6 protein-coding genes are annotated in these 17,288 nt (G+C 43.2%); 3 read left to right on the top strand and 3 right to left on the bottom strand.

The window, feature by feature from the left end; all coding sequences use genetic code 11:
* Positions 1-46: 46 nt before the first annotated feature.
* From BLS28_RS06045 to BLS28_RS06035, 3 genes are all read right to left on the bottom strand, one after another.
* Entirely contained in the window at positions 47-1,669 is a 1,623-nt protein-coding gene (locus BLS28_RS06045; RefSeq protein ID WP_091163369.1) for a RagB/SusD family nutrient uptake outer membrane protein, read from the bottom strand.
* 17 nt (positions 1,670-1,686) lie between these two features.
* Complete coding sequence (locus tag BLS28_RS06040) at positions 1,687-4,701, bottom strand: SusC/RagA family TonB-linked outer membrane protein (RefSeq protein ID WP_091163368.1); 3,015 nt, start codon at positions 4,699-4,701, stop codon at positions 1,687-1,689.
* Positions 4,702-5,075: 374 nt separating this feature from the next.
* The gene (locus BLS28_RS06035; RefSeq protein ID WP_091163367.1) at positions 5,076-9,146 is read right to left on the bottom strand and encodes a hybrid sensor histidine kinase/response regulator transcription factor; all 4,071 of its coding nucleotides are present in this window, start codon (positions 9,144-9,146) and stop codon (positions 5,076-5,078) included.
* A gap of 317 nt (positions 9,147-9,463) precedes the next feature.
* Here BLS28_RS06035 and BLS28_RS06030 point away from each other — a divergent pair, with 317 nt between their 5' ends.
* The 3 genes from BLS28_RS06030 to BLS28_RS06020 all read left to right on the top strand — a co-directional run bounded on the left by BLS28_RS06030 (position 9,464) and on the right by BLS28_RS06020 (position 17,223).
* Complete coding sequence (locus BLS28_RS06030; protein ID WP_091163550.1) at positions 9,464-11,356, top strand: 7TM diverse intracellular signaling domain-containing protein; 1,893 nt, start codon at positions 9,464-9,466, stop codon at positions 11,354-11,356.
* A gap of 808 nt (positions 11,357-12,164) precedes the next feature.
* Positions 12,165-15,332 (top strand): SusC/RagA family TonB-linked outer membrane protein, encoded by a 3,168-nt coding sequence (locus BLS28_RS06025; protein WP_091163366.1) that lies wholly within the window; start codon positions 12,165-12,167, stop codon positions 15,330-15,332.
* Positions 15,333-15,348: 16 nt separating this feature from the next.
* A complete protein-coding gene (locus tag BLS28_RS06020; protein WP_091163365.1) occupies positions 15,349-17,223 on the top strand; it encodes a RagB/SusD family nutrient uptake outer membrane protein in 1,875 nt (624 codons plus the stop codon).
* The last annotated feature ends 65 nt before the right edge of the window (positions 17,224-17,288 follow it).

Genomic DNA, 17,288 nt, shown 5'->3' with positions numbered 1-17,288 from the left:
AAGTAAGGGCAATGGATATTGCCCTTACTTTTTATTTGTGTTTTAATTAATAACCCGGGTTTTGCTCCAGCACCGCATCTTTATTCAACTGAATTTCAGACAGAGGGATAGGTAGCAGCAGATTCTTAGCTGCGAGCCCGGTTGTTGGGTGAACGGCATCGTTACTATTAAGCCGCGTGGCACGGTCAACCAGTGTACCTGTACGCATCAAGGTTTGGCGGCGGTTTTCCTCGCCGATCAATTCCCTGGCACGTTCATCAAGTATAAAATCAAGTGTCATTTGCGCGGCCGTTACCTGTGGTGCATTGGCCCGCGTCCTTAACAGGTTAATAGAAGTGGCTGCATCAGCAGTTTTACCTTGTTTAAACTGTGCTTCGGCGAGTAGCAGGTAAGTTTCACCTAAACGCATCATGATAAAATCCTTGATCATGGCGTAGCCAAAAGTATCGTTAGGATCAAACGCGCCCCATTTAGTTGTACTCGGGCAAATCCTGAATAAGGTATCCGCGCCAGCAAATGGTACAGGTTTTCCTAATAACGCAGGGTACTTAGGATCATTGTAATAGTATTGTCTTTTAATATTGTATTGTGAATTACGAATGTCCCCTTGTGGATACAGCCCATAAAGCACCCAGTTACTTAATCTTAATCTCCCGATACTACGACCACCTAAGGAATCGCAAGGCAACATTCCCGGAATCTGATAGTATGCCGCGCCCCACACCCTGCGTTGCTGAGCATTATCCACATTTCCACCTACAACAACTGATGAATTTTCCTGCTCAAGCACCCAGATAGCTTCGGCGTTGCCTTGCGCACGGCGTTGATTGCCATATACAAACATATCTGAATAGTAATCGCCTGCGCCACCTGCCCTTACGCCGTAACGGGCTTTGATCAGGCTAAATTTGCCACTATTGATAATGGCTTGAGCTTGCTGCTCAGCAAGGTCGTTTTTACCCATACGCAGATAAGCTTCGGCTAACAACTGCATTGCCATATATTTGTTAGCCCTGCCAACCGGCTTACCCTGAGCGTTTGTTTTCGCGGTACCGGCATTCAGGTCGGCCAGGTTAGTAACTGCATAGTTAAGGTCACTGGTAATAAGCGCGTTTAAATCATCAAGAGACGCACGGGTAAAGTTTATCTTCGGAACAGTTAAAGCGTGATCAGTAAGCGGCACTTTACCAAATAAGGTAACCAGGTTATTGTAGGCATAGGCCCTGAAAAACTTGGCCTCTGCTTCCACTTGCTTTTTTCCTATAGATCCTAATTTTGTATTTGATGGATTTTCAGCATTGTCAATTATAATATTAGCGTTATTGATCATCGCATAATATTTGCCCCAGATATATTTGGCGGCGTCATCCTGTGGTGCCAGCGCACTATAATTATAATAAGGCACCTCTATCCCCTGCTGCTGGGCTGTAGCGTTCGCCACATCGGTACCTACCTGCCAAACACTTGGCCAGCCTTGCGCACCTGAATAGGTTAGGATACCGGTTTCAAGGTTGTATAAACCTATTGCCGATGCCTCCATACCCAATGAATCGGTAACAGTAAGGGGAGTATATGACGAGTATGGTTTTTCGTCGAGATATGATTTTTTGCAAGATGCGAATGCTGTTAACACACCTGCAAAGAGTAATATTGCTGAATAGTTTTTCATGTCTTTTTACGGGTTAGTTATTTTAAAGAAATATTAGCACCTAAAATGATTGTACGGGTTTGTGGATAATTATTTACCCAATCGCCCGATCCGCGGGTTGAGTAATTGGCCTCAGGGTCCCATCCTATCCAGTTTGTAAACGTTTTCAGGTTTCTACCGCTTAAATAAAAGGTTAAACCGCTTATGCCTGCTTTATCAAGCAATCTTTGAGGAACTACGTAACTAAAAGTCACATCTTTAATACGGGTGTAACTGGCATTACGCGGATAACCATAACCACGCGTGTTGGTATAAGTTAATGACTGAAAGTCGTTGCTATTATTAGTTGGTGTCCAGTAACCAACCGCGGCAGGCGTATTTCTTCTGCCCGATTCGTCGGCATAATTTAAATCGGCGTTATTTTTTAACATGCCCTGTGCCGTTTGTACAAAGATGCTTAGGTTGAAATTCTTATAATGAAATGTGTTGGTTAAACCGCCCGTCCATTTAGGGTCCTGCTGTCCCAATATTACCCTGTCACCATCGGCAGTAATTTTACCATCGCCGTTAATATCGGCAAATTTCAAATCCCCCGGCTTAGCAACGGGATCCTGCTTGGAGGGATCTTCACCTGTTTGCCAAACACCGGTCATTTTATAATCATATATTACATTGATAGGTTTGCCAATAAACCATTTGTTGCCAATATCATCTTTGCCATCGCCATAAAGGGCAACAACTCTATTTTTATTAGCTGCAAACACAATAGTGCTTTCCCATCTAAAATCTTTGCCATCAATATTGCGGGTATTTAGCGTTACCTCGATACCTTTATTTGCTACCTTACCTATGTTATCAACAACCTGGTTGTAACCGGTAATGGTTGGTAGTGCACGGTTTAACAATAGCCCGGTTGTTCTTGAATCATAATATTCCACGGTACCGCTGATTCTGCTATTTAACACAGAAAAGTCGGCCGCGATATTAGCCTGATTAGTGCTCTCCCAGTGCAGGTTGCCATTACCAAGGTTGCTTGCTTGTATGCCTACGGTGCTTACCCCATTAAAAGGAAACCTTACCGTACCATCCGATGTAATGGTTCTGTAAACACTTACAGCCTCGTTACCTGTTTTACCATATGATGCCCTAAGCTTTAAGCTATTGATCAGTTTGGAGTTTTTGAGAAAATCTTCATTACTTACATTCCAACCAAGGGCTGCAACCGGGAACCAGCCATATTTGGAAGTATTGGCACCAAATACTGATGAACCGTCGCGCCTTACGGTCAGGGTTACCAGATATCTGCTGTCATATGAATAATTCAACCTGGCCATTTGCGAATTAAGCGCATATCTGTCTGAATAGCTCCCTGAAAAGCCATTTACACTTGCACCTGATACTGTTGCGCCAATACCAATCTGGTTAAATGACAGTTCGTCGTTTATATAACCAGTACCGGCTATTCCCGAAATGAAATATTTACGTTGTTGAGCACTGTATAAGCCGGTGAAATCGATCCGGTGCTTACCAAAATCGCGGGTATAAAGCAACAGATTATCCAGCGTGTAGCTATTTGTTTCGGAACTTACCGCGGTTGCCGAACCTAAAGGTGTATTAGCCAAACGGCCGCTATAGCCGTCTACACGGGTAGGCAGGTAAGTATACCCGGCATTTAAGCGGTATTTTAAACCTTTGAGTACACCGCCAAATTTTACTTCGGCATAGCCGTTGCCGCTTATATTCACGCTTCGGTTTATCTGGTCGGTAGTTAAACCAAGCAGAGGATTAACATATAGCTGTTCGGGGGCCATTGGGTAAATGGCATAAGTGCCATCAGCATTATATATGTTACCATAGGGGCTCATGGCTGTAGCGTTGAGTAAGTTTGCCCTGCCGCCATCATAATTATTATTGGCGAAATACAAATTGGCGCCTACACTCAGATAGCTGGTTACGTTTACATCCAAGTTTGAACGTACGCTTGCACGGTTATACTGATAGCCTTTTATCACACCTTTTTGTTTTAGGTAATCGCCTGATAAAAAGTATTTAACATCAGGGGTACCGCCTGTTACACTCAGGTTGTGATCCTGCATAAAGCCTTGCTGGGTAACTTCTTTTACCCAATCAATAGTGCGGCCGGCAGCGTAGTTAGCCCTTTCAGAGTTATTATACACCGGCTCGGGAAATTGCTGGGTTAAGTGGTTTTGCGACTCATAATCAAGGAACTTCTGGGTAAATGAGGCCGGACCACGTGGTTCAAGTATATGCCCCAGATTTTCATAGCCGGCATATCCATTGTAACGAATTACAGGTTTACCAGTAGTACCACGTTTTGTAGTGATCAGGATAACGCCCTGCGAGCCGTTAGCACCATAAATAGCAACGGCGGAAGCATCTTTAAGGATCTCCATTGATGCAATATCGTTGGGGTTAATATCATTAAGTGATCCTCCACTTTTGGTAAGCGGGATACCATCAACTACCACAAAAGGGCCAGAAGCAGCCGAGATAGAGTTTTGCCCCCTAACCGTAACTGAAGGCTGGCGACCAGGAATTGAGGATGATGTGGTTACAGTTACCCCGGCAACCGCTCCCTCTACGGCCTGCAAAACGTTTGTAACAGGCAACTGCGACAAGCGGGACTTAGGCACCGTTGTAACAGAGCCGGTAACGTCCGATCGTTTTTGCGTACCGTAACCTACTACTACAACTTCATTAAGCTGCTTGTTACTATCTTCAAGTACGATATTTAGTGTGGTGGTATTTTTTGTAACCTCAATGAATTTGGTTATCATGCTCACAAAAGAGATCTTTAACGTTGAGCCTTCGGCAACTTCCATTTTAAAAGCGCCATTAACATCGGTTGTGGTTGATTGGGTTGTGCCCTGGATGTTTACAGTTGCACCGGGCAACACATTGCCGGTGGCATCTTTTACAACACCTTTTACATTAATTTTTGTTTGCGCGCTTGCCAGCTGAGCAATGCCTGTGAGCATCATCATTAAAAGCAATACGGAAAAACTTTTTAAGAGAGTAAATCTATATTTCATAATTTAATTTGGTTTATAGGGTTCATTTAATTTGGAATTTTGGGCGGTAACTGAGCCTATCCAGGCTGGTTTAACACCATGGCAAAAGCTGCCCGGTTGCGCATTTTTGAAACTTTCATTGCATTAATTTTTAGTTTATGAATTGCCGGCAATAAAATATTGGTACTGATTATTGCCTGTCGGTTGGAACGAAATAAGCGTAATTTGGCATTACGAGAGAGGGGTAAAACTATAAATTACCGGGGTCAAAACATACAAAAACACGCCTTTTTGATGATTTCTGTAGAATACACGAGAAAATAAGTGTCAAATTCACTTTTATTTTATTTCAGCAAGCTTTCAGAGTGATGGAATATCATCCTAATAAAGGCGGGCTATTTGGAAGAGCTTTTTTCGAACTCGTTCAGTCGATACGAAATTTGAAAATTGGCGCGGTGCTTTTTGATAAAATCAGACGGGTTGATGCCGTACTGTTTGAAGAATTGTTCGCGAAAATATTTCACATCACTAAAGCCAACCTGGAAAGCGGCTTCGTTGACATTACAATTGGTTTGGATCAATAATTCGGCAGCTTTGCGCAGGCGCACAAACCGGATAAAGTTATTGACCGATTGCCCCGTGATGTTTTTAAGACGTTTAAATAACGTTGCATAGCTGATGCCGATCTCTTTAGCCAGCACGTATACATCGAACTTATCGTCGGTAAAATAATGCTCAATTACCGAAATACAGTTATTCAGAAAGTCTTTGTTTTCCTGGGAGATGCTACGGCCGGTACTTTTCTTGGTAACTTCCTTATAAAAATAGTTTTGGAGCTCGGTTTTATTGCGCAATACACTTTTTACCCGGGCTATCAGCAATTCTTTATCAAATGGTTTGCGTAAAAAATCAATGGCTCCCTCATCTATACTTCTAAGCATAATATCAGGCGTAGTGTCCCCGGTTAATAGGATAACAGGGATATGGTTTATAGCCTGATCTTCCTTAACAATCCGGCACAGGTCAAGTCCGCTAATGCCGTCCATTACAATATCGCTTATAATTACGTCGGGAATATGCTTCTTGATAAGTTCGAGGCCAGTAGTACCGTCCTGTGCCTCGATTACGTTATAGCCCGGCGTAAAAATTTTTTTGATGTATGAACGGATCTGATCATTATCATCAATCACGATAAGCGTATGCCGCGCCGAACTGAAGAGTTCCAATGCCGCCAAGTCCTCATCTTCCGGCATAACATCCTTGTTATCTTCGCCAATAAGGTCATTTACGTAAGTGTAATCTGGCACAACATCGTCAGCAATAACATCCTCCGAAAAATGTGATTTGCCCTTTGGCAACGCAAGCACGAAAGTTGTCCCCCCATCGGGATTATTAGAGTAGCGGATATTACCTTTATGACTTTCTATAAAAACCTTAACCAGGTATAAGCCTATGCCAAAACCCTTGCGGAAATAATTTTTATCCTTTGCCTGGTAAAATTTATCAAACAGCCTGTCGCCCGCTTCGGTATTTATGCCTATACCATTATCAATTACCTTAAAATATACATAAACATCGTCCTGTTCAATTACAACGTGGATAATCCCCTTATCCGGAGTAAATTTTATAGCGTTTGAAATAAGGTTAAATAAGGCTATTTCTATCTTTTCCAGGTCGCAGTATACTTCAATGGCATCTGCTCCACCTGCGAGGGTATAATTAAGGTGTTTAATTTTGGCTTGCTGAATAAAGCACGAATAAACCTCATTACATAAAGTAACAAAATTTAACCTGCTCACTTTAAGCGACGCATTTTCACTTTCGGTTTTTCTGAAAAGGAGCAAATGATCAACCAACCCCAGCAAACGGCGTGCGTTGCGGTATATCGTGCTCAACTCTTCGGTATTGCCTTTACTTTGATTAAGGAGGTCCTTTATAGGGTTAATAATAAGCGTTAACGGAGTCCTGAACTCATGCGATACATTGGTAAAGAAAGTCAGCTTCTTTTCGTTGAGCTCCTTTTCTTTCTCCACCTGCAGGTTGGCCAGCTTTACCTTAAACCTGAGCCTGGCCTGGTTTAATCTGTACCTGTAAAACGCGTAACCTATAGCAACTATTAATGACAGGTAAATTACATAGGCCCACCAGGTGCGGTACCATGGTGGCAAAACAATAATTTTAATGGTAATGGGTGGCGCTGTCCACTGCCCTTCCGTATTGGTAGCCCTGATTTTCAGTGTATAGGAGCCTTCATTGAGACGCGAAAAATAGGCCGACTTTATTTTGCCTACATAGTTCCAGCCATGGTCCCAGCCCTCAAGGTAATAGGCGTAGGAGATCTTTTCGGGAAATGAATATTCAAGCGCTGTGTAACTGATGTTCAGCGTAGCCTGGCTAAACGGGATAGTTACTTTCTTTAATTCATTTAACGGCAGTTTTAGGCCATAGGCACTATCGAGTTCAATTGATACATTGTTTATTTTAAAATCAGAAAGCATGAGCCGGGGCTGGTGCGCGTAAGGAGCAATACTATCAGGCGAGAACAAATTAAACCCTTTTATACCGCCGAACAACATTTTGCCTGATGCCAGTTTTAGGGCCGCGTTGTAATTAAACTGGTTACTTTGTAATCCATCAGATGCGTTGTAATTGGTGATCTTTTCCGTTGTTACATTAAAGTTAGAAAGGCCGTTATAAGTACTGCACCATAAATTCCCGCTGTTATCAACCAATATATTCAGTACAGTATTGCTCGGTAACCCTGCCGATTCGGTATATCTTTTATACTGATGGGTGTCGGTATTATATTGAAGCAGCCCTCCGCCTTCGGTACCAATCCATAAATTGCGTTTATTATCTTCGGTGATAGCCCTGATGGCCTGGCCGACAAAATAAACCTGGTGTTTTTTATGCTGAACATCTATTTTGATGAGACGACTATAATTTCCCGCCCACAAATTACCTCTGTGATCTTCAAAAAGCGCGTGGAGATTTACCAGGCTGTTATCAAAAAGTTCAAACTGATCTTTGGCTCGGTTGTACAAAAACAATGCCCCTCCCCAGGTACTGCCTGCCCACAAACGGTGCTGCGAATCTTCATAAAGCTTCCAAAAATTCCGTTCTTCTTTTTTATCTACCGGGTTATAACAGCTATAATGTTTAAACCGGCCGGTTGCATTATCAAACGCATCAATGCCACCATTAAAGGTTGCCACCCAAATCTTATTGGTATAGTCGTTTAAAATACTTACAACAAAATTACTGCTGATAGATCCCGGAATATTTTGGTGTACATAGGCAGTAAACGTATTTGTTTTCGTGTTCCAGTAATTTAACCCGCCGCCGTCAGTGCCAATCCATACATTATGCTGCTTATCTTCGCAAAACGACAGGATAAAATTATTGATAACACTGTTTTTATTAAAAGCATCATGCGCGAACACATGAAATGAGGCCGGTTTACGGTCAATAATGTTCACGCCACCCCGTAAGGTTGCTATCCAGATCCGGGATTCATCATCCTCATAAACAGCATCAACAGCATCGCTCCGTAAGCTGTTAGGTGTTTCGCCTGCATTGATATAGATGAGCGTATTGGTCTCCGGGTTCCAAACTTTAATCCCTCCCCCATTGGTTGCAACCCAGATATCGCCGTTTCTAGTTGTGGTGAGGCTGAAAATATTGTTGTTGGTCACTTTGTTAAGCCCGTTCTCCAGCCGCGTAGTTTTCAAGGTGACAGGATCATACATCCATAATTCATTACCTGCGCCTGCAATAATTTTACCTTTTCCATCAATGGTCATACAACCTGCATATGCCAGTTCTTGGGATACAATTTTTATCTTTTCAGCCGCTGCATCGTACCTGCCAAGCCCAACCCCGTTTACCAGAATCCAGATAGTGCCCTGCGTATCCATCTGGGCAGCAATTGTATTAAACTGTTGTTTTTTGACATCATACAGGATCTCTTTGCCAATGGTATCTGTTTTCCCAAATTTTAGGAAGCCGTATGTACCATTGGTCGCGAAAATATTGCCCGACCGGTCGGAGACTATCTCATTGATATTAAACCCAATTTTAATGGGCTCATGCTTTTCATTATAACAATAAAGCGCGTGAAAGCGTGAGTCGGCATAATCAAAATACATGAGTCCTTTTTCGGTTCCCACGTATATTCGCCCGCCGCTGGCATTAATGGATTTAATGTGATTATTGACGAGCGAGTTTTTATCGCCCCAGATGTTCCGGAAGACTTTAAATGTGTAGCCGTCATACCGGTTGAGGCCGTCATAAGTTCCCATCCACATAAAGCCATATTTATCCTGCGTAATACAGGTTACCGCATTGTTTGAAAGGCCATCTTCAATACCTAAATACCTAACCGGGAAACCAGGGCCTTTTGCTATGGCTGCTAAAGAATAGCATATAAAAAAAATGAGCAAAAAGGCCTTTAATTGCTGAAACATCCGCCGTAATTAATAACTGGTTGTTGCCAAAGGTATCAAAATGTAGCAGGCTTTCATTCGCAAATTTTATCCTATTTTGATACATCGTGAATTACAATCCATCAAAAGCGTGTCAGAAAACATAAAGAAAATAGAGCAACCAGCAACGACAAATAATTAACAATTAATTATATTTGGGATATTATAAACCTGTTCTTAATAAACATTATTGTGTATGGCCGTCATCCCAAAAAATGGGAGAATGCAATAATTATGCATTTTAAATTATTGCAAGCTACACTACTTATTGAAAACATTTGATTAAACATTTACCTGCATTGACTAAGTATTTATTTGTTTTTTTTATATGCCTATGGGCACTTACTTCTCGTGCTCAAAATATACTCCGGGTTGATAAAAGTGTTCAGCAACATAAGTTTACCCTTAACGAGGTAAAATACCTGCAGGATAGCACCGGCAAGCTAACTTTCCGGGATATACAGGAAATAAGCTCCTCTTTTAACGAAAACAGCTCATACTATCCCAGCAATCACTATAAAAACTCTGCTTACTGGTTTCGCGTGCGGATGTACTTTAGCGAACCTGTAAACAACAACAGCATTATTGAGCTGTTTGATCAAACAACCGATGAGGTAACGGCTTATATGCCTGATGCGGCAGGTAACTATATCAAAAGTGAATCGGGCGCTAGCCTTAATTTCAACAGCAGGCTTTTTCATCATAAAAACTTTGAGTTTCAGATCGGAGATACCAAACCTGGTTATCATACTTATTATTTCAGGATCAAATCGCACAATGCGGTAAATGTTATTATAGTTTACCGTACCATTAATTACTTTATTCATTATGCGCTTAACGAATACTTAACCTACGGCCTGTTTTATGGCATGATCCTTATTTTTTGTTTCCATAACCTACTCATGTTCCTTGCGGTTAAAAAGAAACAATACCTGTACTACGTATTTTACATTTTAAGCGTAGGCCTTTACGAAATGAGTGCCGATGGTATCGCGTTCCAATATTTATGGCCGGGAGCGCCGGCTTTAAATAATTACGGGAACGGCACTGCCCTATATTTTACCAGTATTTGTGCCCTGATATTCAGCAAGGAGTTATTGCAGGTTAAAACAAAAGCTCCGCAATTAAACAGGATAATCAATTGTGTGATATTGCTGCGCACCACCTATTTTCTGTATTGCCTTTTCTTCAACAATTCGCTGTTTGTATATAAGTTTGTTGAAGTGATTCCGCTATCGCTGGCTTTTGCTACCGGTGTGTATATCTATAAAAACGGTTACAAGCCGGCCCGCTTTTTTGTGCTGGCCTACTCCATTTTGTTTGTGGGCTTTATAGTTAAAGCTCTTACCGCTCTTGGTTATACTTACTTTTTACCAGCTCCTATAAGTTACTATAGCCTCAGCTTTTGTTTTATTATTGAGATGGTACTGTTATCATTTGCCATTGGCGACCAGGTAAGGATCCTGCGGAAAGAGAAGGATGCAGCCCATGAAGAAACCATACGGCAAATGCAATTGAACAGCCAGTTGAAGGATTCGATAAATGAGGAATTGGAGCGCCAGGTTGAAATCCGTACACACGAACTGGTTGAAAAATCAAACGAGGTGAGGCAACAAAGCCAGATCATCGAAAACCAAAACAGAGAATTGTTACGGGCCAACCAGCAGTTGGAAAAGCAGGCTGGTGAAATATTAAGAATGAATGTCTTGCTTGAAAAAGATAATGTTCAGCTCAAAACAAACATTGAAAAGGTTACCGAATCACGCGCGTTATCTACAGAGTTGGGCTATGAAGAATTCAGCGCAAAGTATCCCGACCAGGAAACCTGTTTTAAATTCCTGTCGGCTTTAAAATGGAAAGACGGCTTTATTTGTACCCGCTGCTCAAATACAACATATTGTGCCGGAAGGTTGCCGCACAGCCGCCGCTGTACCAAATGCAGTTATGAAGAATCAGCGCTGCATAATACCATATTTCAAAACAGCCGCATCCCTATCAATAAGGCTTTTTATCTAACCTATCTTATTTACAGTACTAACGGCACGATATCATCGCACCAGCTTTCCGAAAAGCTCGATATCCGCCAAAGCACCTGCTGGACTTACGCCATCCGCATAAAAAAAGTGTTGCATGAAAAGAAAAAATCACGAAAGAAGAATGATCAGCAAGGCTGGACGGTGTTGGTGATGTGAGGTAAACTTTCTGAATATCGATAGAAGGCACCTACGCGCTAAAACATACTCCATATTTGCTATAAACACGACGCCGTTGTGGCCGACGATGATTTATTCAGCAAAGCTCCTTGTTTTGCCCCTCTGGGCAAAGGATTACCACTGGAACTGGAAGCTGCAAACCTTTTGCACCTCTGGTGCACCACCTGTCAGTACATCTCAATTAATGTTTGTTTATTAGTCACCCAGAGCGGGAAAAGGTTTGTAGAAATATCCTTCCCCACTTTTACGAAACCCAGAGGGGGTTCAACCTACGCTAATCAGTCGATTGGCAATAGCCATTTGCTATTAGTTTTGTGCGTTAACCCAAGCTCGCAGAGGACCCTCATAGCGTGAAAACCTCATTTTTATCATTATAAAACAAGTATTAACCATCTCCCCGATCTCCTCCTTTGTCATTTTTTAAATTATTTTCACTTTTTTTTCTTGTTCATCAAGCGTATCAGCTGCAAAAACAAACCGGGTGTAACCTGCTGTAAATACGCCACTTCAACGTTTGAGTTCCTCGTTATCAAAACGTATCAAAATTGATTTAAACATCTTAAAATCAATAACTTACACACAATCAAACTATTGCATTATTGGTTTATTCCGCGTTACATTTACCCCACCAAATACCAATTAGTAATACGCTTAACCAACAAATCGCTTATATGAAGTAAAGATTGCATAGCAGTTATTTACCTGCATCGCTATGGTGTAAACCAGGTTTGCCTATAGCCCGTTCCGGCAGCCATGGGCTGCTTAACCAATTAAACAGCAATTAATTATGAAGAAAAAAATTACGCTAATTTTTGTTTTACTTATTACAATACTAACACGCACGTTCGCACAGGACATTGCCGTGAAAGGTATTGTTAAAGACAGCCAGGGTCTGCCAATACCTGGCGCTACTGTAAAAAACAAGTCGACAGGTGCGGTAACAGTTACTGATTTAAAAGGCAGCTATTCTATCACAGCCAACAGCAACGCTATACTCGTTTTCAGCTTTGTGGGTTCGGCCACACAAGAGCAGCCAGTTAATGGACGCACAACAATTGATGTAACACTGGCCGATGCCAACAAACAGTTGGAAGAAGTTGTAGTTATAGGTTACGGCACACGTGCCGTTAAAGATGTTACCGGTGCCATCAGCAGTGTTAAGGCCGAGAAATTGGAAAATGAACACCCGGCCAGTGCTACAGACATTATCAGGGGTAACATCCCGGGGATATCGGTTGCATTGAATACCTCAGCCAAAGGCGGCGGTACAGGCGACCTGCAGATCAGGGGTAAAGCCTCTCTTTCGGGCAACGTACAGCCTGTTATCGTATTGGATGGTGTTATTTATCCCGGCCAGCTGGCTGATATCAACCCTAACGATATCGACCGCGTTGATGTACTGCGCGACCCAAGCGCACTTGCTGTATACGGTGCTCAATCTGCTGGCGGCGTTGTAGCCATTACCACTAAAAAAGGTAAAAAAGGCGGCACCCAAATCACCTTGAATGCCAACTTTGGTATCGCTCAACTATTGCAAAATCAAAAATATTACACCGGCGACGGCTTTCTTAACTGGCGTGCCGACGGTGCCCGCAGTTCTAATACTTCAAATCCTTATTACTATTACAGCAACCCTAACAAACTGCCCGATGGTGTAACGCTTGCCCAGTTCCTCAATGGTGCTACAGGCGACCCAACTACCATCTGGCTGCAACGTTTGGGCTTATTCCCTAACGAGATTGCCAACTACCAGGCTGGTAAAATGACCGACTGGTCAAAACTGATTTTCCGCAATGGCTTCCGCCAGGATTATACCGGCAGCTTTTCGGGAAGTTCAGAAACCGTTAAATATTATGTATCGGGCAACTACACCAAAAACCAGAACCTGATCCAGGGCGGCCAGTATACCGACGGACGTTTCCGCGTAAACCTGGAAGGTAAGGCTGCTAAATTTTTAACCCTTGGTGTAAATGCGCAGTTTGCAAGCCGCGATGAAGGTGCAGCCAGCACCCCGCTGAGTGGTCAGGGTATTGACGCTACCGAAGCCGACTGGACGCAGATCATTAACTCATCTCCTTATGGAGATGTGTACAATGCCGATGGCTCATTACGCCGTATCGATACCGATGACAGCGGTTTGAACCAGCGTAACCCATTTCTCGGCAACCGCTATAATCAAAACGTAGCGGTTCAAAACACGCTGTTCTCGGTACTTTTTGCCCGTTTGGATCTTCCTTTCGGTATTAAGTATACGGTGAATTATGCGCCAACCATCGAATCGTACCGGAACTTCTTTTTCCGCCCGGTAGCTAACCCTAATGAACTTTCTGGAGGTACAGCTATACGCTCGCAAGAAAACCGCTACAGGTACAACCTTGATAATATTTTAAGCTGGAACAAAACATTTGGCATCCATAGCTTTGATGCAACCTTCCTGCTTAACAAAGAAAAATACCAAACCTGGTATACCAATGCTTCAAACACACAGTTAACCCCAACCGATATTTTGGGTTACCACAACATAGGCGCCGGTAATTTACCTGTTGAAAGCAGCGATGACCGAATTTATAATGCCGATGCCATCATGGGCAGGATCAACTACACCTTGTTGGGCAAGTACATTGTTACCGCCACTGTACGCCGCGACGGTTTCTCCGCATTTGGCTTGCAGCATCCACGCGAGGTATACCCTTCTGGAGCAATTGCCTGGGTATTCAGTGATGAAAGCTTCATGAAAGGTGATGCTTTTAAATGGCTGGATTATGGCAAACTACGTTTCAGCTATGGCGCTAACGGTAACCGTACTTCTACTACTACCGCCGATCCTTCTATCTCATTGGCTGTATTGGGTGGCGTTAAATATCCCACGGCAAACAACTCGGGTACGGTTACTAACAACAGCGGTATCTATGTAAGTACCTTACAAAACGCTGCCTTAAAATGGGAACGCACCGTGGGCCCCAACATCGGGCTTGATTTCACCGTATTGCACAACAGGCTTAGCGGCTCTATTGATGTTTATGATCGTAAAACTACCGACCTGCTGGTTAAACGCAGTATCCTTGACGTTCAGGGTTACAATTCATTAAACATTTTACCAGGTGGTACTAATAACTCAAACCCGTATACCAACATCGGCCAGGTTAACAATAAAGGGTTTGAAATTTCATTGGACGGCAAGGTCATCAAAAGCGAAAACTTTAACTGGAATGCCAGCGGAACATTTTTCTTAAACCGCAACAAAATTGTTCACCTGTATGGTGCATTCCCGGTTACCGATGCCAACGGCGTTACCACCAATGTTGAAAAAGATGATATCGGCAACGGCTGGTTCATTGGTCACGATATCAACGCTGTTTGGGATTACAGGATCCTGGGTGTTTGGAAAACCGCAGATGCTACTGAAGCAGCTAAATACGGCGCTAAACCCGGTGATTTTAAACTGCAGGATGTAAACGGCGATTTTAAATTCACCAACGACGATAAGCAATTTCTGGGCTCTACCAATCCACGCTTCAGCTGGTCGTTACGCAATGATTTTAATTTCCTTAAACATTTCGATGTATCATTCCTGCTGGTATCAAGCATTGGTCAGTTAAGGCAATACAACCAGGCTTTAAACAACCCGGGCAGCGTAGGCTTTGCGCGTATGAACTCATACGTATTGCCTTACTGGACACCTGATAACGAGATTGATGATTACGCCCGTTTAAACTCAGGTTCATCAGGCACAACCATTAATGTTTGGCGTAAAGCTTCGTTTGTAAGGCTGCAAACCGCTTCTATCGGCTACACTTTCAGTCCGCAGCTCATCAAACGCCTGGGCATATCAAGCGCCAAATTATTTGTGAACGCAAGCAATGCAGCTGTGTTTTCAAGCTGGCCGCTTTGGGATCCGCAAAACGGCGGTCCTACTCCAAGATATTTATCAGCCGGGTTTAACGTAGTTTTTTAAAGGAGGGATTTAATACATGAACAAGATAAACAAAAACATCATGGCTGCGGCTTTAACAGCGGTAACCATATTTATAACCGGGGGTTGTACCAAGCGGGCCGATCTGTATCCGCAGGCACCTTCAAAATTTACACCCGACGTAACTTATACCTCACCTGCTGCATTTAAAGCAGCTTTGGCTACATTAAATGTAAGCGTCAGATTTGAATACTTTGGCGACTCGGCCCCGTTGCTTACCGAATCGATATTTACTGATGCCGCAGTTGAAGGTACTACCGATAAAACCACGCCGGCACAGGATCTGAACGCGCGGATCACCCCTACCGCAAACTTAAACAGCGACGACTATAACAAGATAGGCCGCTACTGGAGCGCCTGGTACCAGGGGATACATGACTGTAACGTTATTTTATCGAGGCTGGATAACATTAAATGGCCGTCAGACGCCGATAAAAACCTGGTAAAAGCGACAGCCTTATTTCATCGTGCTTACCGCTACTATCGTTTAGTGCATGAGTTTGGCGATGTGCCATTGCTGCTAAAAGAAGAAACTGCGGTAAACACCGGCTACTTCAGTACCCAGCGTATCGTTATCCTAAAGCAAATGAAAACAGACCTGGAGTTCGCCGTAGCTAACCTTACCGATGCGAACGCTAAAGGCGACATCTCCAAAGGCGGTGCTGCCCACCTTTTAGCTAAAGTTGATCTGGCACTTGGTTTATTTGATGATGCCATTGCAGCCGCCAACGTTGCTATTAACGGCCCATATCACCTTATGACCAGCCGTTTTGGTATTGTTGCCGGCGATGCTTCTAAAAACATCATCTGGGACCTTCACAGGCCTGAAAACAAAGCGCTGGGAACCAATGCCGAAGCTTTATACGTAGTGCTTGACCGCGAAACACTTGACGGAGCAACACCAAACGGATCGCAGGTGATGAGGAACTGCGTGCCGATGTGGCATAACGGTACTATTCTTACTCCGGGTGCATTAAAGCCGGGTATCTCGGATAAAGTAACCGAAGAGTTCCCGCTTACTTTATGGTATGGCCGTGGTATTGGCCGTTTACGTGGTACACCTTATGCTACCAAGTACATTTGGACAGATAATACAGACTTAAGGCATGCACCCGGCAACTGGATGAACATGACTGACCTGGTTTACAACAGTCCTGCAATTAAAACTTCCGACCCTACCTGGTACGGTAAACATTTGGAACAGTATACTGATGCTAACGTAAATCAACGCTTCCTAAATGGAGCAAAAGATACCATCCGCGCCTGGTTTGGCTGGCCGCATTACAAAGTGTTCATAGGCTCGGGCCCTATTGCGCTTGATAAATGGTGGAGCCCTCCGCGTGGTACCAACACCGACTGGTATGTTTTTCGCTTAGCCGAAACCTACCTGTTGCGTGCCGAAGCCTACGTATGGAAAGGCCAAACCGCACTTGCTATGGATGATATCAACAAAGTAAGGGCACGTGCAAATGCACAGTTGTTAACAGATCCGGGCAAAGTTAATATCGGCACTATACTTGACGAACGCCAAAGAGAACTGTATTGGGAGGAGCCACGTAAAACCGAGCTTACCCGTATCGCTTTCATTTTTGCGCAAACAGGAATTGCCGCTTATAACGGAAAAAGCTATAACATAGCTAATTTTTCAACAAGCAACTTCTTTTACGACAGGATAATGGAGAAGAACGATTTTTACAAAAACCCTAATGTTGTAACCAACTCGGGTAACCACTATACTATTTCACCATATCACGTGCTGTGGCCTGTCCCGCAAAGCGAGATCGACCTGAACGTAAATGGTCACATCAATCAAAGTAAAGGATACGCTGGTGCTGAAACCAATATCCCGCCGCTTGATAAGATCGTTCCTTAATTTAGTTCATTTTGTAACATTTGAGCCGGGCATTAGTCAATTGATTAGTGTCCGGTTTTTTATTT

Origin of the sequence: Mucilaginibacter gossypii (assembly GCF_900100945.1) — a bacterium.
In the GTDB taxonomy this organism is placed as follows: Bacteria; Bacteroidota; Bacteroidia; order Sphingobacteriales; family Sphingobacteriaceae; genus Mucilaginibacter; species Mucilaginibacter gossypii.
This window is presented reverse-complemented; position numbering and strand designations above follow the sequence as displayed.